We start from the raw sequence: 23005 nt of genomic DNA, 5'->3' as shown, positions 1-23005 counted from the left end.
GTGGGGATGTACATGCAAAGATAAGTTTATTTTTTGAAACTGTTCATAATAAGCACTTTATTTTCCTGATAATATAGTCTTTCCGTAGAGGCAGATTGTTTTTGAATCATAAATAAAGCTTAATTTTAGCTCTTCTGTTTGCAGTTTTTTGGATGTGGCAGCGTCCATTATGTAAAAAAGAAACGGATATGAACTTGAATTGTGCCATTTTGCATGCGGACCCGGAGATTACCGGAAGATTGGAAGAGTATATCGGCAAAGTTCCTTTTCTCTCTTTGCACGGAAAGTACGGCAATCCTCTTGAAGCGCTGAAGGATTATTATGAGACAAAAGTGGAAGTTTATTTTGTCGGCATCTATCCGGTGGAAGAAGGTGAAATCAACGGAATGGATTTTTGCAGGCTCTTGTCCTCGTCTACTCGTGTCATTTTCATTACAGACACCGACCGCTATGCTGCCGAATGTTTCCGTCTGGATGCGTTGGACTATCTGATGGACGGGCTCAATTTCTCCACGTTTTTCCAGTCTGTCAGCAAAGCGGCACGCTGGTTCTCTTTGCAGGATGCAGGTACGTCCGCCCCCAAGCAAAGGCAAGGTCCGGAAGAGGTTCCGAAGGTGATTTACATGCGGTGTGACAACCGCATCATGCGGCTCGACCTGGAACGGATAAACTATATAGAAGGTATGGGCGATTATGTGAAGATTTTCTGTAAAGATGCCCCTAAGCCTATCTTGAGCTTGTGTAGCATGAAGTATATGGAAGAAAAACTTCCGGCCGATGAATTTATCCGCGTACACCGTTCTTTTATTGTCCGCATGGACTGCATCAGCGCCATCGGGCGCAGTACACTGCTCATAGAGCAGAAGGATGTCCCCATTGGCGATGCTTACCGCGAAAGGGTGAAAGGGTATGTGTCCAGGCTGGCAGTGTTGTAATACCCTGTTTTCAGATACTATATACTTTGTTTGTTGGATCTATAGTTCCAGCGTGCTGCATCTATATATGCAACGCGTTGCATATATAGATCCAACAAATGATAATCATTCGGTGTAAAATCCGTGTAATCTGTGGTGAACCGGAACCTTGTATTACTTTAGTTTTGCTCTCGAAATCCTTTCCCCGAACGTCAAGTTCAGATTCAGGCTGAATCGGCTTTCCTGCATCAGATTGCTGCGTGTGTTCAGTTGTTTCCGCCAGGTGGCGCCCAGCGAAAGATAGGAGTACCGGATGGGGAAGCTCGCCCCTACACTGGCTTCCAGATACTGCATCTTCCCGCCTTTCAGGTTGATATAGGAGTTGCCGAAACCTATTCCACCCATCAGCTCGGTGGAACGTGCCAGACGTGGCTTGGTAATGTAGCTGCCTCCCAGGTTCACTTTGTGCTGGTTCTCGTATTTCATGGAAGTGTAGGAGGAGGAGTTGCGGCTCCAGTCCAGGTAGTTGTAGTCGGCGGTCAGCACCCAGCGTTCGGTGGTTATGCTGAGGCCGGTGCCGAGGTGCATGGGCAGATATTGTGTACGGCTGTGGTATCCTTTATCGAGGTTCTCGCTGGTAGATGAGTTGCTGTAAGTCAGTGTATTGTCGTGGCTGATGGGAAGGGAGGGAGCAAATACCAGCCCTGCCGCCCACTTCCGTTGTCCGGTCGCACCCCATTCGTAATGTATGCCGAAGTCCGCATAAAAGGCCTGTTTAGAAGATTCGTACTTTACGACGGCGCTTTCCTGCGTTTCGCTTTGCGTCACTGTGCCCGCTATCATCCCCAGATTGATGCCGACCGACAGTTGCCTGCTCAGTGCAAAGGCATTGGTGACGTAGCACCGGTATAGTCCGCCCGTACCCTCAAAGAGCGAGTAGGTGTAGTTGCCGGGCATTCCCTCTATCTCTTCTTCGGTCTGGATGACATAGCCCACACTGCTGTATGGTGCTGCACCTACAAGGGCATACCAGCGCGGCAGGACACGGAAGCCCATGCTGATGCGGTTGGGGTTGCCGGTGAAGTTGGAGCTGTGTTCGCTCAGAAAGGAGTAGCGGGCATATGAGGCAGATGCACCCACATCGAACGTGAAGCAGGCGGTGTCCATGCGGGTGATGGCTGCGGGGTTCAGCGTGTTCAGAAATCCGGTACGGTTCAGGGCGATGCCCGTGTTGCCCATGCCGGCATAACGTCCGCCGTCACCGGCACTCAGTTCGCCCACTCCGTACATGGAGGTGGGCAGGTTGGTGGTGTTTTGTGCCACGGCAGTGAGGCTTGCCGTACACAGACTGCACAGCAGAAGGGGAATCCGGTAATGGCGTTTCATTGCTCGTTGTATATTTTGAATCTTACGTCTAATCTGCATTGGTTTTCTTGTTCGGGGTCGTTGGTGAAGATGACCTGGTTGAAGGTGGTGGTGCTTTCTTCGTCTGTCAGACTCATCAGCAGTTTCTGCCGCTTGATGCCCGAAGTGCCGTAGTTGTTGCGGATGAATTCGGTGAGGTCGAAGGAGTAGTAGGTCTCTTTCCCGTACATCTCGTCGATGGTCAGGTCGCCGGTCTGTACGGTTACGCCGTCACTGCCGTATACGTAGTCCTCCAGCACATTGTTCTCGTCCGTGATATAAAGGCGGATGTCATTGGGAAGCTGGCTCACTTCGTTGTAGCTCCGGGCCAGAGGATAGAGGTAGAGTGTGGCGCTCTCTATGGAGACTATCTGTCCGGCACTTCCGAGGCTGTTGAGGTAGGGGAATTCCAGTTGGTTGTAGTAACCCGTCAATCCCTGCATATAGGCCAGGCAACCCATGTCGCTGGAGTGGACGAGGTTCTCTATTCCGCTTTTCAGGGAAGCAAGGTGGGTGCCGGTGGGGTCGTGCCGGATACCGGTATAGGCATAGTCGGTGTTTACGCTGAAAGTCAGCACTTGTCCGGTCCGCTGGTTGGAGACTTCCTGGTAGTGGAGGTTGATGCTCATGGCAGAGTCGTTCACCATGAATCCGGTGATACACTGCCCGTCGTTTTCGGGAACAAAGGCCAGTCCGGGGAATTTCTTCTTGAACTTGTCTTGGGTATCGAAGTAGTCGTCCTGCGCCACGAGGTCATTCAGCAGTTGTTGTCCCCATGAGTCGGGCAGGCGGACGCTTACTTCCTTCTTCCGCCCCGGGCAGGGGGTGAAGGTAAAGCTGAAGAGCGGGGTATCTTCCGTCGGGAGTACGGTGCTGTTGTAAAGGTCCTCGTCGTTGTCCAGCACGATAGGGTTTTTCAGCCGGTAGATGGAGATGCGCTGTTGCGTCAGGGTATCTCCCCAGAAATGGCCCGAAGGTATCATTCGCAGTACGAGGGAGTCGAGGGTATAGGTATAGTCTGTGTTGGGGGTGAAGTCGGACGTGGAGTATTCGGCATAGTAGGTGGCGGATACTTCTCCCCAGGCGCTGCTCCGGTAATGTCCCAGCTGGCAGATGCTGTCGCCCCGGGTCTCTATGGAGTCCAGCAGGATGGTGCTGATGTCTACCGAGCAGGTGTCTGCGTATACATTATAGAAGGAGCTTTCCACGAGGCTCTTTCCAAGCTGCGAGTTCTCGTCCTGGCAGGCGCAGAAGATAGCGAGGACTGCGAATAAGCTGTACAATGACTTCTTCATTTCTGTTCTTTTAGTTGGCGGCAAAGGAAAGGCAAAACTTTTATATCTTCCTACAAAAATCGGCGTTCGGACGTTTTTTATCGGTAAAGGCGTTTAACGGGAATTTCGGACTGTTCGTCGGTTATTTTTGTCGGTGTGGTTGCGGTGGTTTACTTTTGCGGACAGACAAAAAGGACCTCCCGCAGCTTCTTGTTTTGGAAAGTGGGAAGTATAAAGCTTAATCATTAAAAAAACAATAAACAATGAACAGACTATTGGTAGGAATAATGTTGCTGGCCATCGTGTGCATTGCCGGCAGTTGTACGGACGAGGATGAATACACTCAGGGGCAGTGGATGAAGAAAGCCAGCTATAACGGTGTGTACCGCGCTTATGCCTCCGGCTTCACCATCGGCAATTATGGATATTTGTGTGGCGGCTTCTACGGAGCGAACAAGGATTACCTGAACGACCTTTGGGAGTATGACATGAGCCGGAACAGCTGGACGCAGTGTGCCGACATGCCCGTTGCCGGGCGCAAGGCTGCCGTGGGCTTTGCCGTGAATGGCAAGGGATACATTACGACCGGTTCCGTGAAGGACGGCTCCTCGTCCTACTGTGTAGCAGATACCTGGGAGTATGACCCTGCCACGGATACCTGGACACGGAAAGACGACTTCAAAGGCGGAGTACGCGACGGTGCCCTGGCTTTCAGTATAGGCGGATATGGCTATGTCGGTACGGGCTGCAACAGCGACGCTACCGGCAGCGAGAGTGCCTACAAGATGGACTTCTACCGTTTCAACCCCAATGGCGCCGAAGGTTCGCAATGGGAAGCGGTGAGCGGGTATGGAGGCGAGAAGCGCTACTTCGGTACGGCATTCGTCATCGATGAGGTGGCCTACATCTGTTGCGGGCGAAACAACAGTACCGATCTGGTGGATTTCTGGAAGTTCGACGGAAGCAACTGGACCCAGTTGCGTGACATTGCCGATACGGACTCCGACAATGACTATGACGATGACTACGCCATCACACGGTCCGAAGCCGTATCCTTCGTCATCGGTGGAAGGGGATTTGTGGCTACGGGAATACGTAACAGCACTTCCTTGAGCAGCGACTACTGGCTGTACGACCCTGACAAGGACTTATGGTACGGCGATTCCGATGACGACTTTACCCCCATTACAGATGTACATAATTATCCTTCCGGTGCTTCTTCGCGCAGGGCTGCCGTTGGTTTCTCTACCGGCGAACGTGGTTTTGTGCTGACAGGAACAAGTGGTACCAGCTACTTTGATGATGTGTACGAACTTCTACCCGATGAGGAAGAGGAAGTCTGATTCGCCCCATAACTGAACGGAACTTATGAAGCTGATGTTTATTATGATAAAGATAGGTGTACCGGCTGTGATGGCGGTATGCCTTTCTTGCTGTTCGGGTCATACTGCCGGCGGTGGCAATGAGTTGAAATGCCGGGTGATGGAGGTGGAAGGCGGTTACGGCTACGTGGTGCTGCATGGAGCCGATACCCTGATATATCAACCTTTTATACCTGCTTTGAGCGGTCGCCTGCCATTTGCAACAAAGGTGGAAGCGCTGGCGGCCGGTCGGTTGGTATGCCGCAAGCTTGCCGATGGGCAAGCTCCGGCATTGAGCAGGGAGGAGGTGGAGTCTTGTCTGACAGACACCGGACTCTAATCTTCTAAAGAATCCTTTACTTCGTGATGTATTTCCGAGCAGTCATAAGGGTATCTCTGCATGAATTTACCCTTGAGTACCTTCTTTGTATCGCTACCGGGACGTGAAAGAGTGGCGGTGAATGTCACTTGAAGCCGTTTGTAGTAGATGGTTGAAGTGTATATGTTCCATTTCATACCTACTATGTCTACTTCAAAATGTTTATATCTCAGTTCGTCTTCTTTGTAATACTTGCCTTGGTTGATGAAGAATAACAGTTGTTGTCCCATGATTATTTTTCCGTCTTCTATGTGGTTGGGCAGATAGATGCTACGTTTCTCCGGGTCTATGCTTTTGAAGGTTTCATCAGAGTGCCCATCGGGTATGAATGCGTATTCTGTCCATTTATTGATGAATGGATAGTAGTCATGCTTGTCGGTTGTGTTTCCCAGATTTTCATTTTTATAGGTACTCTTATCAGGTCCTGTTCCGGCTTCTTTCACTCCGTCACCTTCTTCCACGCTGTATTCGATGGACTCTATCTGATAGAAGTTAGTGCACGGTTCTTGGTGTATGATGATTTGTTCCTTGTAGAGTCCCGTTTTCATCTCAAGGTTGATGATGAGGCTACGGGATTCACCTAAGTCAAAGTTGTCTTTAAAGTGCAGGATGAGATGGCTGTCGGTGTCCCGTTCCAAGTCCCACCATTTATAATGCAGGCTTCCCGTACCTTCCAGTTGTGGGAGCTTGTTGCCATCCATCATGAGGTCTCCCCATGGGGTGGTGATGGAGGTTATGCGCCAGTCGCCGCGTGTTAGGTCTATCTGCAGGGTAGAGGCTTCGCCCTTCACGGTAGTTTCCTGAAAGGGCGAGAGGCGGATTTCATCGCTATCATTGCAAGCCGTCAGGCCGCAAAGGAAAAGAGCGAACAAAAGGATGGATTGGAATAAGTCAGTCGTTTTCATGTTGGTTATTATTTGATTATGTCCATTGGACGTGGCATTCTTTGTAAATGCTGCACGACAAAGATAATTATTTCCTCTTTACGCTGTATTCTCCGAAAGAAAGAAGTACTCTTTTTTGCCGGATAATACGGGTTTTATTAACTTGCGCACAAATTATCGCTAATCATTAACCACTAACCATTAATTCCATGAAATACCAAGTTGCCATTATCGGTGGAGGTCCTGCGGGATATACTGCTGCCGAAGCTGCCGGAAAAGCAGGATTGAGTGTCGTACTATTTGAGAAGCAGAGTCTCGGTGGAGTGTGCCTGAATGAAGGGTGTATCCCTACCAAGACCTTGTTGTATTCGGCCAAGACCTATGACGGAGCCCGCCATGCTGCAAAGTATGCGGTCAGTGTGCCCGAAGTATCGTTCGATTTGCCCAAGATTATTGCCCGCAAGCAGAAGGTAGTGCGCAAGCTGGTATTGGGAGTCAAAGGAAAGCTGACTGCCCATGGTGTGACGATTGTCAGCGGAGAGGCCACAGTGACGGACAAGAATCATGTGGAGTGCGGCGGAGAAACCTACGAATGCGAGAACCTGCTGCTCTGCACCGGTTCCGAAACCTTTGTCCCTGCCATTCCCGGCATAGACAAAGTGTCCTATTGGACTCATCGTGATGCACTGGATAACAAGGAACTGCCCGCTTCGCTTGCCATCATCGGCGGCGGTGTCATCGGTATGGAGTTCGCTTCTTTCTTCAACAGCCTGGGAGTGCAGGTAACCGTCGTCGAGATGCTGGACGAGATACTGGGAGGCGGTATGGACCGAGAGCTGGCGGGTATGCTCCGTGCAGAGTACGCCAAGCGGGGAATCAAGTTCATGCTGAGTGCAAAAGTAGTGTCTGTCATGCCGGATACTGCCGAAGCTTCTTCCCTTATCCAGGTGAATTATGAAACAGCCGACGGTCCCGGTTCCGTCGTTGCCGAACGGCTTCTGATGAGTGTCGGGCGCCGTCCGGTAATGAAAGGCTTCGGATTGGAGAATCTGGGCTTGGAAAGAACGGAGCGCGGAAATGTCTTTGTCAACGGACAGATGCAGACTTCAGTTCCCGGAGTATATGCTTGCGGCGACTTGACGGGATATTCCTTGCTGGCGCATACAGCCGTCCGCGAGGCAGAAGTAGCCATACATTCCATCATTGGCAAGAAGGATGCCATGAGCTACCGTGCCATCCCCGGCGTGGTATATACCAATCCCGAAATAGCCGGTGTGGGCGAGACAGAAGAATCCCTGCAGAAGAGAGGCGTTGCCTATCGTGCCGTGAAGCTGCCGATGGCGTACAGTGGTCGCTTTGTAGCAGAGAATGAAGGAGTGAATGGCGTCTGCAAGTTACTGTTGGGCAGTGACGATACCGTATTGGGGGCACATGTCTTGGGTAATCCCGCTTCGGAAATCATCACGCTGGCAGGCATGGCTATTGAACTGAAACTTACTGCCGATGAATGGAAGAAGATTGTCTTTCCGCACCCCACGGTGGGAGAGATATTCAAGGAGGCATTGTAGAACCCATGACTATTGTTTCATATAAACATAAAAGATGAAAACCGTAAAGCTAATCACCTGCGACGATGCCTTTCAGGCACATGTTATTCAGGGTGCCTTGGAGAATGAGGGCATTGCGTCTGTTTTGCATAATGAAAACATGTCTTCCGTGATGCGCGGATATGTCCGTGATGTCACGGGAGTGGATATATTTGTCTATGAGGACGAATATGACAATGCCCTCCGTCTGCTTGAACGGAACCAGATGATTCCGGAACAGTTGAGGTACTGCCCCCATTGCGGTTCGGATGAGATTAAGTTTGTGCTGAAGAAGAGCCATCGGGTGCGTGCTGTGGTGGCTGCTGTTATTGCGGCATTGTCGGCCGCACCTCCGGGCACTGAGCATTGGGAGTATGTATGCAGGAAGTGCGGCACTCATTTTGAGAAGCCGGTGGCGAAAGGAACAGTTGAAGAATAATCAGGTGTTTATTCTTTTAACCGCTTTTCAATCCAGTCCCGGTTTTTACGTCCCAATCGGCTTTCCGCAAAATCCAGGAAAGCCGATGTGTCTGTTATATGGGCTTGGATGACACCTGCCAGAAAGTTGAAGAAAGGTTCTTCACCCACTCGGACAAGCAGGTCGGCGAGTAGTACTGACCCTTTCCTATAGAGGGCAAGATGCGCTTCGCGGTCGTTGCGGTCAATACCCCAGATAGGACGGATATGGCGTGTTTCCTTACGGTAGGCGTCGATGTAAGCGGCATAGGCTTTTTCGCCGCGGGCGTGGCGTATGTATTGCAAAGCACTGAATTCGGCAAAAGATTCGTTCAGCCAGTCGTGCCAAGATTCCACCGGAGCCTTGTTCCACCAGAAGTGGCCGATTTCGTGGGCGGTGTTCTTGAGTACATATTCATTGAATGTTCGGGAACTGAGCATAATGAAATTTTTACGGCTGTACCCTCCTGAGGTGCCGGAAGCTGAAAGCAGGAATTTCATGTAAATATCCTCATCTCCCGCAATTTTATAAAGGCGTCGGAAGAATTTCAAGGCATTGTAGCAACATTGAAGTGCCGAGTCTGCACCGGCATCCGGGAAGTCTGTATAGATAAGTTCAATGGTAGTTCCGTTATCATTGATGCGGCGGCTTTTCAGCATGGGTGAAGCCAGGATAACATTGTCGAAATTCTCCCAAGGTTGCTCCATTTCCCACATCCCTTCTTCTGTATGGGAAATAATACCTGAGCCGCTCACCGTATAACCGTCAGTGATGCCGATTCGTAAGTGCGAATAATCTGCCCGGTTACCGTTGCAGACAGGATACCATCCCGTATAGTAACCAAGTTCAATCCAATGGTCATTGAATGATTTTGCAGGGCCCTGCACTTCCTGCATGTAGAGTGTGTAACGGGTATTTATGCGGCAGCGGTCATCGGCTCCTGCCGGCCGGTAGAGGGTCAAGGTCCGTCCGTCGGGAATGAATTGGGCAGGTGCTGGGGCAAGCGTATCGAAACGGTAGGTTATCTCCCGGCTGCTGTGGCGTAGTGCGTCGATACGGGCATGGCGCCATAGTACCAACGAGATTGAGTCACTGTCATGGAAATCGACTTCAAACGAACCGCCAACTTCGACTTGTCGGTTCGGTACATCAATCTGTACGGTTAAGTCATAACTGACAATGCGCGGAGATTCTTGTGCCCGAAGCATGGGGGAGAAAAGGAGGCATATTGTAAAGCTGGCAATTGTAAGTTGTAGTTTCATGGTACATCAATTTTAGAGTGATAGTAACTGGGAGATTTTGCCTATGCAATCTATGCAAAAGTAGTATTTTTAAAGGAATATTAAGATGGATGGCTGGATATAATTTATGAAAAGACTACCTCGTTGTTGTTCATTTGTAAGATTGTCGTACTTTTGCCTTTAAAGATAAATATATTTATGAAAAGGATATTGTTGCTGTTAATTTTATCCGTCTGCCTGCTCCCATTGTGGTCCCAAGAGACGGTAACTCCGGTGAAGCCGCTCTCTGCGCGGATTGATGCGTTGATAGAACACAAACTTCCCGCAGGCTCTAATGTGGCCATTTCGGTCTATGACCTGACTGCCGGCAAGCCCTTGTACGGCTATCAGGCGGACAAGCTTTCCCGTCCCGCTTCCACTATGAAGCTGCTGACCACCATTACCGCCCTTTCCCGTCCCGAAGCCGACGAGCCGTTCCGTACGGAAGTGTGGTATCAGGGAACCATTGAGCGCGATACCTTGCAGGGGAATATGTATGTGATAGGCGGTTACGACCCGGAGTTTGATGAAGAGGCATTGGATTCCCTGGTGGCTGCCGTGGCCCGTTTCCCCTTCTCTGTCATCAAAGGCAAGGTGTATGGAGATGTCTCCATGAAAGACTCCTTGTACTGGGGCAGCGGCTGGTTGTGGGATGATACTCCCTATTCCTTCCAGCCCTACCTCTCACCGCTGATGCTGAATAAAGGAGTGGTGAAGGTTACCGCCACACCCGGCGAACGGGGCGACAGCGCACGCCTTGAATGCACTCCCGCCTCTTCCTATTATACACTGACGAACAAGACCCAAAGCCGTACCCCTTCTGCCGGACGTTTCCGTGTGTCGCGCGACTGGCTGGTGAACGGGAACAACATCACCGTGACGGGCAACGTCGATGCCCGCCGTGCAGGTACGGTCAATATATTTTCTTCGCAGGACTTCTTCATGCATACCTTTATGGAACGGTTGCAGGCACGGGGCATCCGGTGCATTCCGGCGGCAGAAGCGGAAGTCTCTTACCTCTTCGGTGAGTTCCGGCAAGACAGCCTCTCCGTACGGATGGCTTCCTATGAAACTTCCGTGCAGGATGTGGTGAAACAGATAATGAAGGAGAGCGATAATCTCAATGCCGAAGCCATGCTCTGCCGGTTGGGTGTGCAGAGCAGCGGAAAGAAGCGTGTCTCTGCCGAGGACGGGCTTTCTGCCATCCGCATGCTGATAAAAGAGATGGGATATAACCCCGATAGGTATAATCTGGCAGATGGTTGCGGCCTTTCCAATTACAACTACATTTCACCGGAACTCTTGGTTTCTTTCCTGCGATATGCCTACTCGCGTACGGATGTTTTCCAGAAACTTTATAAGGCTTTGCCCATTGGCGGCGTGGACGGTACACTGGAGTTCCGCATGAAGAAAGGCACCCTTTCCCACAGAAATGTACATGCCAAGACGGGTTCCTTTACCGCCATCAACTGTCTGGCCGGCTACCTTAAAGCCCGCAACGGACACGAGATAGCCTTTGCCATCATGAACCAGAATGCACTGTCGGGCAGGGAAGCACGCGCTTTCCAGGATGCGGTGTGTGATGAAGTGATACGTTGAGGTTTAGCCATCGTAAAGTTGACCTTTAGCGTCGTAAAGTTAAGGTTTAGCTTCCTAATGCAGACCTTTACGGAGTGAGCCCCAAGAGTAGGGGAAATCATTCCTCTTTCGTATTGCGGTAGCGTGCCGGAGACATACCCAGATAAGACTTCACATACTTCCCGAAGAAAGACTGGTTGGGGAAATTAAATTCTTCTGCAATCTCCTTGATGGACTTGTCCGAATGCTTCAGCCGGTACTTGATGTGTTCAATGGCATTCTCGTTTATCAAGTCCAGCGGTGTACGTCCGCATGCCTGCTTGATGACCTTCGAAAAGTGTTTGGGGCTATAGCAGAGTGCATCGGCATAATATCCTACAGAACGGTGTATGCCGTTGTCTTTGGACAACATCTCTATAAACTTACGCAGGATATAGTCGGACTGTTTGATGCTTTCTTTTGTATCGACTGTCATTTCTGAAGGGTTCACTTCTTTGTTGAGGTGTCCCAACATCTCACAGAAAATGGCAGAAAACAAGTATTGCATCACTTCCCTGTGATAGTGATGAGGCTCGTCGTTTATCTTTGCCATAAGCAGTTCTCGGTAGAATTTGAAGATTTCCTTGTCCCCTTCCTCCCCGACAGACTTTATGGGATTGTTGTGGATATGCATAACGGTATTCCATGTATCCTTCTCCATCTTGACCACGCGTTGTAGGAACTGTGTGGAGAATGCGGCAAGCCTTATCTTGTGCTTCGGGCTTACCATCGCGTGGCTGATAATGGTATTGGGAAGGCCGAGCAGTAAGTCGCCTGCTTCCAGTTGGTAGGTTTTGTAGTTGACGTCCAACTGGATGCAGCCTTCTAGACAGATAGCGATAAGGAAGCATCCCAATCTTATTGTATCTTCATTGTAGGGGCTTCCCTCCAGACTGTTGATTATGACAAAGTCATTGTCTACATAGTCAAGGACATGTTCGCTGTTTTTAAAGTCCGCGATTTCTACGATTTTTATGTTCCCTTTCTCCATATTCTTCCTTTTTCGTTTTGCAAAGTTGGTGAATAATGGGAAATATGGGATGTTCCATTATGCGGCTTTCTTGTTCTATATGTCATTTATAGACAATTCATTAGCCTTAAAAAAGATGAATGTCGAAAAAGGAACATCTTTGGAGTGTAATTGGTCATTATGGCGTTGTTCCTTTCTCCTACTTTTGCCACCAGTTTTAACAAAAAGACAATGAGAAAAAGTATGATTACATTGAACAGGAAATGGATACGGCTGATAGGGATTGTCGGTTGTACAATGTGTTTGGCATCTTGCAAGCAGGCATCGGATGCTTCCGGAATGAAACCTTCTTATGCTACCATGAAAGTGGAGGCGACGGACAAAGAGCTTTCCACTTCGTACTCAGCAACGATACGCGGACGGCAGGACATAGATATTTATCCGCAAGTGTCGGGTACCATCGAGAAGTTGTGTGTGACCGAGGGGCAGAAGGTGCGCCGGGGACAACTGCTTTTCATCATCGACCAGGTTCCCTACAAGGCTGCACTCAAAACGGCCGTTGCCAATGTGGAGGCTGCACGTGCCGCACTGGCTACTGCCGAACTGACTTATAACAGCAACAAGGAATTGTATGCGCAGAAAGTGGTTTCGGAATTCAGCCTGAAGACTGCCGAAAACAGCTACCTTACCGCCAAGGCGCAACTCTCGCAGGCCGAGGCCCAGGAGATAAGCGCACGCAACAACCTCTCCTATACGGAAGTGAAGAGTCCCAGCGACGGGGTGGTGGGGGCATTGCCCTACCGTGCAGGGGCATTGGTCAGCCCCAGCTTGCCGCAACCGCTGACAACGGTCAGTGACAACAGCGACATGTACGTTTACTTTTCCATGACCGAGAACCAGTTGCTCGCCCTGACACGCCAGTACGGCAGCATGGACGAGGCGCTGAAGAACATGCCGGCGGCAGAGCTGCGTCTGAACGACAATTCCGTCTACGACAAGAAAGGTACCATCGAGTCCATCAGTGGTGTCATCGACCGCCAGACGGGTACGGTAGTGGCACGCGTGGTCTTCCCCAACGAATCGCGCCTGCTCCATAGCGGGGCATCGGGCACGGTGGTGGTGCCTGCCACGTATAAGAACTGCATTGTGATTCCGCAAGAAGCCACCGTACAGTTGCAGGACAAGACATTGGTATACAAGGTAGTGGATGGCAAGGCCGTCTCTACCCTGATTACCGTGGCAGGAATAAATGACGGACGCGAATACGTGGTGCTGGACGGACTGAAAGTGGGTGACGAGATTGTTTCCACAGGTGCCGGACTGCTGCGCGAAGGAACGCAAGTGAAATGATGATTGCTATTTTATCAACTATCAATGACCCATTAAGATGAAAGGAAATATATTTATAAAACGGCCGGTGATGGCTATCTCCATCTCCGTACTGATTCTGGTGATAGGGCTTATCTCGCTCTTTACGCTGCCGGTGGAACAGTATCCTGATATTGCACCTCCCACGGTGTACGTCAGCGCCAACTACACCGGTGCAGATGCCGAAGCCGTATTGAACAGTGTCATCATGCCGTTGGAGGAGAGCATCAACGGTGTGGAGAACATGATGTACATCAGCTCTACCGCCACCAATGCTGGTTCTGCCACCATACAGGTCTACTTCAAGCAGGGCACGGACCCCGACATGGCTGCGGTGAACGTACAGAACCGCGTATCCAAAGCGCAGGGACTGCTGCCTGCCGAAGTAACGAAAATCGGTGTGACTACCCAGAAGCGACAGACCAGCTTCCTGCAAATCGGTGCTTTGGTAAGCACCGACGGACGCTACGACCAGACCTTCCTTGCCAATTACCTCGACATCAACGTGATTCCGCAAATCAAGCGTATCGAGGGTGTGGGTGATGTAATGGAGCTGGGCGATACTTACAGTATGCGTATCTGGCTGAAACCGGAACGGATGGCGCAGTATGGACTGGTTCCCTCGGATGTGACTGCCGTATTGGGCGAGCAGAACATCGAAGCGCCCACCGGTTCGCTGGGCGAAAATTCAAAGAACGTATTCCAGTTTACGATGAAATATCGCGGACGCCTGAAGAGTGTGGAGGAATTCCAGAACACGGTGGTCCGTTCGCAGAGCGACGGTTCCGTGCTCCGTCTGAAGGACGTGGCGGATGTGGCGTTGGGCACGCTGACTTACAGTTTCCGCAGTGAGATGGACAGCAAGCCGGCTGTACTTTTCATGATGTTCCAGACGGCAGGCTCCAACGCAACCGCCGTCAACAAGCAGATTACCGCACAGATAGACGAGATGAGGAAGAGCTTGCCCGAAGGGACGGAGTTTGTGACGATGATGAGCTCCAACGACTTCCTCTTCGCTTCCATACACAATGTGGTGGAGACGCTGGTCATTGCCATTATCCTGGTGATTCTGGTAGTGTACTTCTTCTTGCAGGACCTCAAGAGTACGCTTATACCGTCCATCTCCATCATCGTGTCGCTGGTCGGTACGTTTGCCTGCCTGGTGGCTGCGGGGTTCAGTCTCAACATCCTGACGCTGTTTGCGCTGGTGCTTGCCATCGGTACGGTGGTGGACGATGCCATCGTGGTGGTGGAGGCTGTGCAGTCCAAGTTCGACGCCGGATATAAGTCTCCCTACCTTGCCACGAAGGATGCGATGGGCGATGTGACGATGGCTATCATCTCTTGTACCTGCGTGTTCATGGCGGTGTTTATCCCCGTGACGTTTATGGGCGGTACTTCGGGTGTGTTCTATACGCAGTTCGGCATTACGATGGCAACGGCAGTGGGCATCTCCATGATTTCGGCATTGACGCTTTGCCCCGCCTTGTGCGCCATCATGATGCGTCCGTCGGACGGTACGAAGAGTGCGAAGAGCATCAACGGACGGGTGCGTGCGGCATACAATGCTTCGTTCAACGCCGTGCTGGGCAAGTATAAGAAAGGTGTCATGTTCTTCATCCGCCACCGTTGGATGGTATGGACTTCATTGGTAGCCGCCATCGTGCTGCTGGTCTACTTGATGAGTACCACCAAGACGGGGCTTGTGCCGCAGGAGGACCAGGGTGTCATCATGGTGAACGTCAGCACCTCGCCGGGCAGCACACTGGAAGAAACCACGAAGGTGATGGACAAGCTGGAGGACATTTTGAAACATACCCCTGAGATAGAGCACTATTCTAAGGTGGCAGGCTACGGGCTGATGTCCGGCCAGGGAACTTCCTACGGTACCATCATCATTCGTCTGAAGGACTGGAGTGAGCGAAAGGGAAGCGAACACACGTCCGATGCTGTGGTGGCACGCCTCAATGCCCAGTTCTACGGTGTGAAGGAGGCACAGATATTCAGCTTCCAGCCGGGTATGATTCCGGGCTACGGTATGGGTAACTCCCTTGAGCTGAACCTGCAGGACAGGACGGGCGGTGACAGAACGGTGTTCTACGAGTCGGTGATGCAGTTCTTGGGTGCCTTGAACCAGCGGCCCGAAGTGGCGATGGCGTATACCTCTTATGCCATGAACTTCCCGCAGGTATCGGTAGATGTGGATGCGGCCAAGTGCAAGCGTGCAGGCATCTCGCCGAGTGCGGTGCTCGATGCGTTGGGCAGTTATTGCGGTGGAGCTTATATCTCCAACTACAACCAGTTCGGTAAGGTGTACCGCGTCATGATGCAGGCATCGCCCGAATATCGTCTGGACGAGCAGGCGTTGAGCAATATGTTTGTACGCAACGGTGCGGAGATGGCTCCGGTCAGTCAGTTTGTGACATTGAACCGGGTGCTTGGTCCGGAGACGGCCAACCGCTTCAATCTGTATAGTGCCATCTCTGCCAACGTGAATCCGGCAGAAGGATATTCCTCCGGCGAAGTGCAGAAAGTGATTGAGGAAGTGGCGGAACAGACATTGCCGTTGGGCTACGGTTACGAGTACGGTGGCATGGCACGCGAGGAAGCCAGCACCGGTGGTGCGCAGACGGTCTTTATCTATGCCGTGTGTATCTTCCTCATCTATCTCATTCTGGCATGTCTCTACGAGAGCTTCCTGGTGCCGTTTGCGGTCATCTTCTCCGTACCGTTCGGGCTGATGGGGTCGTTCCTCTTTGCCAAAGTACTGGGATTGGAAAACAACATCTATCTGCAGACGGGTGTGATTATGTTGATTGGTCTGCTTGCCAAGACAGCCATTCTGATTACGGAGTATGCCATCGAGCGCCGCCGCAAGGGAATGGGCATTGTGGAATCGGCTTACTCGGCTGCCCAGGTCCGCCTGCGTCCTATCCTGATGACGGTACTGACGATGATATTCGGTATGCTTCCGTTGATGTTCTCCAGCGGTGCGGGCGCCAACGGCAACTCTTCGCTGGGTACGGGTGTAGTAGGCGGTATGCTTGTAGGAACATTGGCATTGCTTTTCGTCGTTCCGGTGTTCTACATCATTTTCGAGTATCTGCAGGAGAAAATCCGTCCGCCGATGGAGGAGGAAGCCGATGTGCAGGTATTGCTCGAAAAGCAGAAAAGTGAGGCCGAACGGGCGAAGAATTGAGTTTATGCAGAGGAAACGGAATAAAAAAACAGATTGGAACAATGAAGAAACATATCATCCTATTGTCCGCCGCCGGTTTGCTGTTCAGCAGTTGCGGCGTGTACACCAAATACAAACCCGCTACCGAGGTTCCCGACGGCCTCTACGGGGAAGAAACGGCCGCTTTTACGGAGAGCACCGACGGTTCTCCGGTGGCTACCGAAGACAGCCTGAACCGTGGCTTGGGCGGAATGGACTGGCGCGAGCTTTTCACTGACCCCCACTTGCAGGCGCTTATCGGGCAGGGGTTACAGAACAATACCGACTACCAGTCGGCACAACTCCGCGTGGAGGAAGCCGAAGCCACCTTGCTGTCCGCAAAGCTTGCTTTCCTGCCCTCCTTTGCCCTTGCACCGCAGGGCACGGTGAGCAGCTTTGACAGCCACAAGGCTACGCAGACCTATTCGCTGCCCGTCACTGCCAGTTGGGAACTGGATATTTTCGGCCGTATGCGCAATGCCAAGAAACAGTCGAAGGCGCTCTATGCGCAGAGCCGGGACTATCGCCAAGCGGTGCGCACCCAGCTCATTGCCGGGATAGCCAATACCTACTATACCCTGTTGATGCTGGACGAACAACTTGCCATCTCCAGGCAGACGGAAGAGACTTGGAAGGAAACCGTTGCTTCTACCCGTGCGCTGATGAATGCGGGCATGGCTGATGAGTCGGCAGTTTCGCAGATGGAGGCTGCCTACTATCAGGTGCAGGCTTCCGTGCTCGATTTGGAAGAGCAGATAAACCAAGTGGAGAACAGCCTTGCTTTGTTGCTGGCAGAGACACCCCGCCGTTATGAACGCGGTGTGCTGGCCGAGCAGCAGTTCCCCGCAGACTTTTCCATAGGAATTCCTGTTCAGATGCTTTCCTGCCGTCCTGATGTCCGTTCGGCTGAGCAGACACTGGAAGCGGCGTTCTACGGCACCAATGCGGCGCGCTCTGCCTTCTATCCCTCCATCACGCTGGGCGGGAGTGCGGGCTGGACCAATTCTGCCGGTTCAATGATTGTGAATCCCGGCAAGTTCCTGGCTTCGGCAGTGGGTTCGCTGACGCAGCCGCTCTTTGCCCGCGGGCAGGTCATTGCACAGTACCGCATAGCCCGTGCCCAGCAGGAGGAGGCTTCCCTTGCCTTCCAGCAGACATTGCTGAATGCAGGCAGCGAGGTGAACGATGCCTTGACTGCCTGGCAGACAAGCCTATCCAAAAGCGAACTGCTGGACAAGCAGGTAGCTTCCTTGCAGACAGCTGCCCGCAGCACTTCCCTGCTGATGGAGCATGGCAACACCACCTATCTGGAGGTGCTTACCGCCCGGCAAACATTGCTCAACGCACAACTGGCACAGACGGCAAACCGATTTTCTGAAATACAAAGCCTGATTAACCTCTACAAGGCGTTAGGGGGAGGTCAGGAATAGAGTGTCATCATACTACTCTCTCTGCATCTTCACTTTAAATGTGAAGGAAGGGCTGTCCGGGAAGTGATTCCGGGGCAGTCCGCTTTCAATGAATAGGAGGGATTAAATGGAGGCAAGTATTTCTCTGGACAAATTATTGCAGTTTTTCACTCAATGCGAACGATAAGTGTTGGCTCGGTGAGAGATCGATTGAAGAAACTGAAAAGGAAACTGAAGCAAAAGATAGTGAGTTTACCGGTAAGAAGGAGGTTTTGCCAGGAATTGATACAGGGATGTAGTAGGTACTGAAATAGCTTGTTGTTGGAACTATAGATGCAGCGTGTTCCATCTATATATGCAACGCGTTGCATATATAGATCCAGCAAACCGGAAATATACATGCAACGCGGTATATCTTTCGGGCGGTTTTTCTCCGCCTTTTTAGGGAGCAGTTTATTTATACTGTGCCCAGTCTACATTCTTCATGTCTCCACTTTTGGCCAGCTCAGCGTGCATAGCCAGTGCGGCGCGCAGGGCATGGGGAGTCTGTGACTTGCCGTCGGTCAGTTTCAGGTAATCCCACAGAATGTTCTTGTAGTCCGGATGGACACAGTTTTCGATGATGGCTTGTGCACGTTCTTTCGGACTCTTGCCGCGGAGGTCGGCCACACCTTGTTCGGTGATGATGATGTTGACGTCATGCTCCGTGTGGTCCATGTGCGAAACCATCGGCACGATAGCCGAGATTTTACCTTCCTTGGCAACGGACGGACAAGTGAAGATGGAGATATAGGCATTGCGGGTGAAGTCACCGCTTCCGCCGATGCCGTTCATCATCTTGGTTCCGCCGATGTGCGTGGAGTTCACGTTGCCGTAGATGTCGGCTTCGATGGCGGTGTTGATGGAGATAACACCGAGTCGGCGCACCACTTCCGGGCTGTTGGAGATTTCCGACGGACGGAGCACCAGCTTGTCGCGGAAGAAGTCCATATCCTGGTAGATGCCTTCCAGACAGTCGTTCGTTACGGTCAGTGAGCAGGCGCTGCCGAATTTCACGCGGCCTTCGCGGATAAGTCCGATAACAGAGTTCTGGATGACTTCTGTGTACATTTCAAAAGCGGGGATGGTCTTGTCACGTCCCAAAGCACCCAATACGGCATTGGCAATGTTGCCCACACCGGATTGCAGCGGCAGGAAGGTAGGCGGAATGATTCCGCGTTTCATGTCGGCGGCAAGGAAGTCGGCCACGTTCTGTCCGATTTTGTCGGTCAGCGGGTCGGCGGCGGCAAACGAACGTGCCTCGTCCGGCCAGTTGGTCTCCACTACGCCGACAATCTTTTTCGGGTCTACCTGGATGTAGGGCAGGCCGATACGGTCACTCGGTTTGTAGATGGGGATTTCGCGGCGGTAAGGAGGGTCGAGGGGTTCGTAGACGTCGTGCAGGCCCATGGCGTTCTTGCTGTGGGCGGCATTCAGTTCCACGATAATCTGGTCGGCCAGGCGGCAGACAGTCGGAGCGATACCGCCGGCTGCCGTCAGGTAGATTTTACCGTCGGGAGTAACCTCGCATGCCTCGATGATGGCAACGTTTACTTTTCCCATGAAACCATAGCGTACTTCCTGCGCCATCTGTGAGAGATGGATGTCGTTGTAGGCTATTTCGCCATTGTTCACGGCTTTGCGGAAGTCGGAGTTGGTGGTGTAGGGCGCGCGGTAGCGGATGGCCTTGACGCGCGAGAGCACACCGTCGCAAGAGTCTCCGGTAGAAGCACCGGTGAAGATACCTATCTGAAACGGGTTTCCTTTTGCATGTTCTGCTTCCGCGATTTTTGCTAATTCAGCCGTAACGGCTTTGGCTGTTCCTGCGGGAGTAAATCCGCTCAAGCCGATGTTGTAGCCATGTTTAATCAGGCTCGCAGCTTCTGCTGCCGAAATGTAATTGAGTGCCATAATATAAATAGTTATTTTTTCGTGTAAAGATTCTGAAGGGGCTCGTAATTGGTTCTGCAATTATCGACTGTCTTTAATATTTCCGTTGAAGTATTTCTGACCAGATGATGGCTTTCCTCGCTTCTTCTGCCGAGTGGATGCCGTATTCGGACGTTACTTCATCGGATTCCTGCGGACGGGATGCCGGGGAGGGAGGGGAAGCCTTTATGGAAGTGTGCTTGGATTTGGCAGACGGTTTGGATACCGGCTTGGGCTTTTCTGCCGGCTTGGGGCCTTCGGGAATAAAGCCTCCGTAAGTATCTCCGCCCCAGTATTCGGGCAGTGGGTTGTCAACGTCGGGCATAGGTATGTCGGGACTCTTGTCAGCATTTTTATTTGCTTCTTTCTTAAACTGCTTGACGAGTCCGATTACTATGACAGCCGCAACTAACAGAAACTTGAAGACATCTTCCATATTCTTTTTGATTTTCCACCCAAAGATAGTGCAATTATCTCTTATCTTTGCTTTTGGGCAAAGTTAATTATTTAATCTGATTACAGCCAAGGAATTGGTAATAAAAAAGGGCAGCTTCACAGCTCCCCTTAATTTTTTTAACCTAAACCTTAACTATGAAAAAATCTAATGTTTCTTTCATTCCACAAATTTGTGAATTAATTTGCTCTATGCCAAATTAACACTCGGAAAATGTTTGCTCTCTTAACATAAATTAGCTGATAAGGCGCAGATTGACAACTTGTAATGGCATTTTTCTTTCATTTCATCCGTTTATTGGGAGGGAAGAAGTATCTTTGCGCTCCGGATGACAGATACCAACTTATGATATAAACTGATTTTAAACGAACTGATTATGGAAAAAGTAACGGGAGCAGACTTTAAATCTGCAACTGCTGATGACAACAAGAAGTTGTTTATCGAGACTTACGGCTGCCAGATGAATGTGGCCGACAGTGAAGTGATTGCATCCGTCATGCAGATGGCGGGATATTCGGTGGCCGACACCCTGGAGGAAGCCGATGCAGTGTTTATGAACACCTGCTCCATCCGCGACAATGCGGAGCAGAAGATTCTGAACCGTCTGGAGTTCTTCCACTCGCTCAAGAAGAAGAAACGCGGCCTGATAGTGGGTGTGCTGGGCTGTATGGCAGAGCGTGTGAAGGACGACTTAATCACCAACCATCATGTGGACCTGGTGGTGGGGCCGGATGCCTACCTTACTCTGCCCGAACTGATTGCCTCGGTAGAGGCCGGTGAGAAAGCAATGAACGTGGAGCTCTCCACCACAGAGACCTATCGGGATGTCATCCCCTCGCGCATTTGCGGAAACCACATCTCCGGCTTCGTCTCCATCATGCGTGGGTGCAATAATTTCTGTACTTACTGCATCGTTCCCTACACCCGTGGCCGTGAGCGTAGCCGTGATGTGGAAAGCATCCTCAATGAAGTGGCCGACCTCGTGGCAAAGGGTTATAAGGAAGTCACCCTGCTGGGACAGAACGTCAATTCTTATCGCTTCGAGAAGCCGGACGGAGAGACGATTACTTTTCCAATGCTGCTGCGCACCGTGGCAGAGGCAGCGCCGGGCGTACGTATCCGTTTCACTACCTCGCACCCTAAAGACATGAGCGACGAAACTCTCCAGGTCATTGCCGACATGCCCAACGTATGTAAGCACATCCACCTGCCGGTACAGAGTGGGAGCAGCCGCATCCTGAAGCTGATGAACCGCAAGTACGACCGCGAGTGGTATATGGACCGCGTGGCAGCCATCCGCCGCATCATCCCCGATTGTGGCTTATCTACGGATATATTCTCCGGTTTCCATAGTGAGACGGAGGAGGACCACCAGCTTTCCCTCTCGCTGATGGAGGAGTGCGGATACGATTCCGCCTTTATGTTCAAGTACAGCGAACGCCCCGGTACGCATGCTTCCAAGTACCTGCCGGACGATGTGCCCGAGGAGGTGAAGATTCGCCGTCTGAATGAAATCATCGCCTTACAAAACCGTCTCTCTGCCGAGGCGAATGCCCGTTGCGTGGGCAAGACGTACGAGGTGCTGGTGGAAGGTGTTTCCAAACGTAGTCGTGACCAGTTGTTCGGCCGTACGGAACAAAACCGTGTGGTGGTGTTTGACCGTGGCACGCACCGTGTGGGCGATTTTGTGATGGTGAAGGTTACCGAATCCAGTTCGGCTACGCTGAAAGGAGAAGAGGTAGCCGGCTGACGGGATAGAAAAGTCTCGATGACATCAGTATGATGACACCGGTATATAGAATAAAAGCACGAGCCGTGAGGCTCGTGCTTTTCATATTATAAACTTTAAATTTTATTCTGCCATGGCCAGAATATTCGCTACGTAGTCGGTCTTGTTGTAGCTTACCAGGGTCAATTCGGACTTTGGCGCGTCCTGATTGTAGAGTTTGTAAGCTACCGGCATGTTTTCATCGTTCAATTCATACACACTTTTCTTCATGTCTTTGTCATAAGCCTTGTGAGACTCGTTCCAACGTGCGTAGGACATGGTGATTTCATCATTGCCATATTGGTATGTCATCTTAAAGTAAGGTGTCCATTCGTCTTTTGTACCGTCCCACTTGGAGGCTTCCTTGCAGGTCAGGCGTTTCTGGTCGTCATAAGAGTATTCATAACGGATGTGCCGGTAAAGTTGTGCACCGTCTTGCTTAAAGATGGTCTTGGCAACTACTAATTCGTTTTTCACTTCTTCATTGGTGATGAAGTTGTTTTCCTGAGCTTTCACTTCTGTATTCATAACGCTTACGATAGTCATTGCTACGAATGCGACTGCCTTGAATAAATTTGTAGTTTTCATAATCTTTATTTTTAATTGTTGTTACTTACTCTGTTTCTTTTAGACGTTGTTCCCGATTAAAAAGTTGCATTCCAACTAATCTTTTTCTCAAACGCCTTCGCCTAATT

At 51.1% G+C, this 23005-nt stretch carries 18 protein-coding genes; 10 read left to right on the top strand and 8 right to left on the bottom strand.

Translation table 11 applies throughout. The features are described 5' to 3' along the window. Positions 1 to 188 precede the first annotated feature (188 nt). Positions 189 to 935, top strand: coding sequence for a LytR/AlgR family response regulator transcription factor (locus DXD65_RS18095; protein ID WP_057089632.1), 747 nt, complete (start codon positions 189 to 191; stop codon positions 933 to 935). Between the two features lie 153 nt (positions 936 to 1088). On the opposite strand, the gene DXD65_RS18090 is transcribed toward DXD65_RS18095, so the two are convergent. After that, on the bottom strand, positions 1089 to 2300 hold the full coding sequence (locus DXD65_RS18090; protein WP_117887849.1) for a hypothetical protein: 1212 nt from the start codon (positions 2298 to 2300) through the stop codon (positions 1089 to 1091). Continuing rightward, positions 2297 to 3613 (bottom strand): DUF4270 family protein, encoded by a 1317-nt coding sequence (locus DXD65_RS18085; protein WP_117887848.1) that lies wholly within the window; start codon positions 3611 to 3613, stop codon positions 2297 to 2299. Before DXD65_RS18085 ends, DXD65_RS18090 begins: the two co-directional genes overlap by 4 nt. 242 nt (positions 3614 to 3855) lie before the next feature. Between DXD65_RS18085 and DXD65_RS18080 the strand changes: the two genes are divergently transcribed. Together DXD65_RS18080 and DXD65_RS18075 are read left to right on the top strand one after the other, a co-directional pair. Next, positions 3856 to 4935: a Kelch repeat-containing protein gene (locus tag DXD65_RS18080; protein ID WP_005825248.1), complete on the top strand. Its 1080-nt coding sequence runs from the start codon at positions 3856 to 3858 to the stop codon at positions 4933 to 4935. A gap of 25 nt (positions 4936 to 4960) precedes the next feature. Beyond that, on the top strand, positions 4961 to 5293 hold the full coding sequence (locus DXD65_RS18075; protein ID WP_005825250.1) for a DUF4907 domain-containing protein: 333 nt from the start codon (positions 4961 to 4963) through the stop codon (positions 5291 to 5293). Here the strand turns inward: DXD65_RS18075 and DXD65_RS18070 are convergent. Continuing rightward, positions 5290 to 6237 (bottom strand): hypothetical protein, encoded by a 948-nt coding sequence (locus DXD65_RS18070; protein WP_061412812.1) that lies wholly within the window; start codon positions 6235 to 6237, stop codon positions 5290 to 5292. The two genes, DXD65_RS18075 and DXD65_RS18070, sit on opposite strands and share 4 nt — an antisense overlap. A 188-nt stretch (positions 6238 to 6425) precedes the next feature. Between DXD65_RS18070 and lpdA the strand changes: the two genes are divergently transcribed. Both lpdA and DXD65_RS18060 read left to right on the top strand, forming a co-directional pair. After that, positions 6426 to 7784, top strand: a complete 1359-nt coding sequence (lpdA, locus tag DXD65_RS18065; RefSeq protein WP_057256728.1) for a dihydrolipoyl dehydrogenase — start codon at positions 6426 to 6428, stop codon at positions 7782 to 7784. A gap of 34 nt (positions 7785 to 7818) precedes the next feature. Next, positions 7819 to 8241 (top strand): DUF2007 domain-containing protein, encoded by a 423-nt coding sequence (locus tag DXD65_RS18060; protein ID WP_061412806.1) that lies wholly within the window; start codon positions 7819 to 7821, stop codon positions 8239 to 8241. An 8-nt stretch (positions 8242 to 8249) separates the two neighbouring features. Here the strand turns inward: DXD65_RS18060 and DXD65_RS18055 are convergent, their stop codons facing one another. Continuing rightward, a complete protein-coding gene (locus DXD65_RS18055; RefSeq protein ID WP_057281501.1) occupies positions 8250 to 9521 on the bottom strand; it encodes a M1 family aminopeptidase in 1272 nt (423 codons plus the stop codon). A gap of 177 nt (positions 9522 to 9698) precedes the next feature. On the opposite strand from DXD65_RS18055, the gene dacB reads away from it, so the two are divergent. Then, on the top strand, positions 9699 to 11138 hold the full coding sequence (gene dacB, locus DXD65_RS18050; protein ID WP_008662297.1) for a D-alanyl-D-alanine carboxypeptidase/D-alanyl-D-alanine-endopeptidase: 1440 nt from the start codon (positions 9699 to 9701) through the stop codon (positions 11136 to 11138). A 97-nt stretch (positions 11139 to 11235) separates the two neighbouring features. Here dacB and DXD65_RS18045 read toward each other — a convergent pair whose 3' ends face one another. Then, positions 11236 to 12147, bottom strand: a complete 912-nt coding sequence (locus DXD65_RS18045; protein ID WP_022400615.1) for a helix-turn-helix domain-containing protein — start codon at positions 12145 to 12147, stop codon at positions 11236 to 11238. A 222-nt stretch (positions 12148 to 12369) separates the two neighbouring features. Between DXD65_RS18045 and DXD65_RS18035 the strand changes: the two genes are divergently transcribed. The 3 genes from DXD65_RS18035 to DXD65_RS18025 are packed head-to-tail and all read left to right on the top strand — an operon-like array spanning position 12370 to position 18141. Next, on the top strand, positions 12370 to 13476 hold the full coding sequence (locus DXD65_RS18035; protein ID WP_034523281.1) for an efflux RND transporter periplasmic adaptor subunit: 1107 nt from the start codon (positions 12370 to 12372) through the stop codon (positions 13474 to 13476). A gap of 37 nt (positions 13477 to 13513) precedes the next feature. Next, the gene (locus DXD65_RS18030; protein ID WP_057281500.1) at positions 13514 to 16693 is read left to right on the top strand and encodes an efflux RND transporter permease subunit; all 3180 of its coding nucleotides are present in this window, start codon (positions 13514 to 13516) and stop codon (positions 16691 to 16693) included. Between the two features lie 41 nt (positions 16694 to 16734). Continuing rightward, positions 16735 to 18141 carry an efflux transporter outer membrane subunit gene (locus DXD65_RS18025; protein WP_117887847.1) on the top strand — a complete coding sequence of 469 codons (1407 nt, stop codon included), beginning with the start codon at positions 16735 to 16737 and terminating at the stop codon, positions 18139 to 18141. 432 nt (positions 18142 to 18573) lie between these two features. On the opposite strand, the gene DXD65_RS18020 is transcribed toward DXD65_RS18025, so the two are convergent. Together DXD65_RS18020 and DXD65_RS18015 are read right to left on the bottom strand one after the other, a co-directional pair. Further along, the gene (locus DXD65_RS18020; protein WP_117588941.1) at positions 18574 to 20070 is read right to left on the bottom strand and encodes an acetyl-CoA hydrolase/transferase family protein; all 1497 of its coding nucleotides are present in this window, start codon (positions 20068 to 20070) and stop codon (positions 18574 to 18576) included. A gap of 73 nt (positions 20071 to 20143) precedes the next feature. Further along, positions 20144 to 20524, bottom strand: coding sequence for a hypothetical protein (locus DXD65_RS18015; protein WP_005825277.1), 381 nt, complete (start codon positions 20522 to 20524; stop codon positions 20144 to 20146). A gap of 394 nt (positions 20525 to 20918) precedes the next feature. Between DXD65_RS18015 and miaB the strand changes: the two genes are divergently transcribed. Next, on the top strand, positions 20919 to 22292 hold the full coding sequence (gene miaB, locus DXD65_RS18010; RefSeq protein WP_008662310.1) for a tRNA (N6-isopentenyl adenosine(37)-C2)-methylthiotransferase MiaB: 1374 nt from the start codon (positions 20919 to 20921) through the stop codon (positions 22290 to 22292). 102 nt (positions 22293 to 22394) lie between these two features. Here miaB and DXD65_RS18005 read toward each other — a convergent pair whose 3' ends face one another. Continuing rightward, complete coding sequence (locus tag DXD65_RS18005; RefSeq protein WP_005825281.1) at positions 22395 to 22898, bottom strand: DUF3836 domain-containing protein; 504 nt, start codon at positions 22896 to 22898, stop codon at positions 22395 to 22397. Positions 22899 to 23005 lie beyond the last annotated feature (107 nt).

The sequence above is a fragment of the Bacteroides sp. 4_1_36 genome (genome assembly GCF_003466325.1).
In the GTDB taxonomy this organism is placed as follows: Bacteria; Bacteroidota; Bacteroidia; order Bacteroidales; family Bacteroidaceae; genus Bacteroides; species Bacteroides uniformis.
This window is presented reverse-complemented; position numbering and strand designations above follow the sequence as displayed.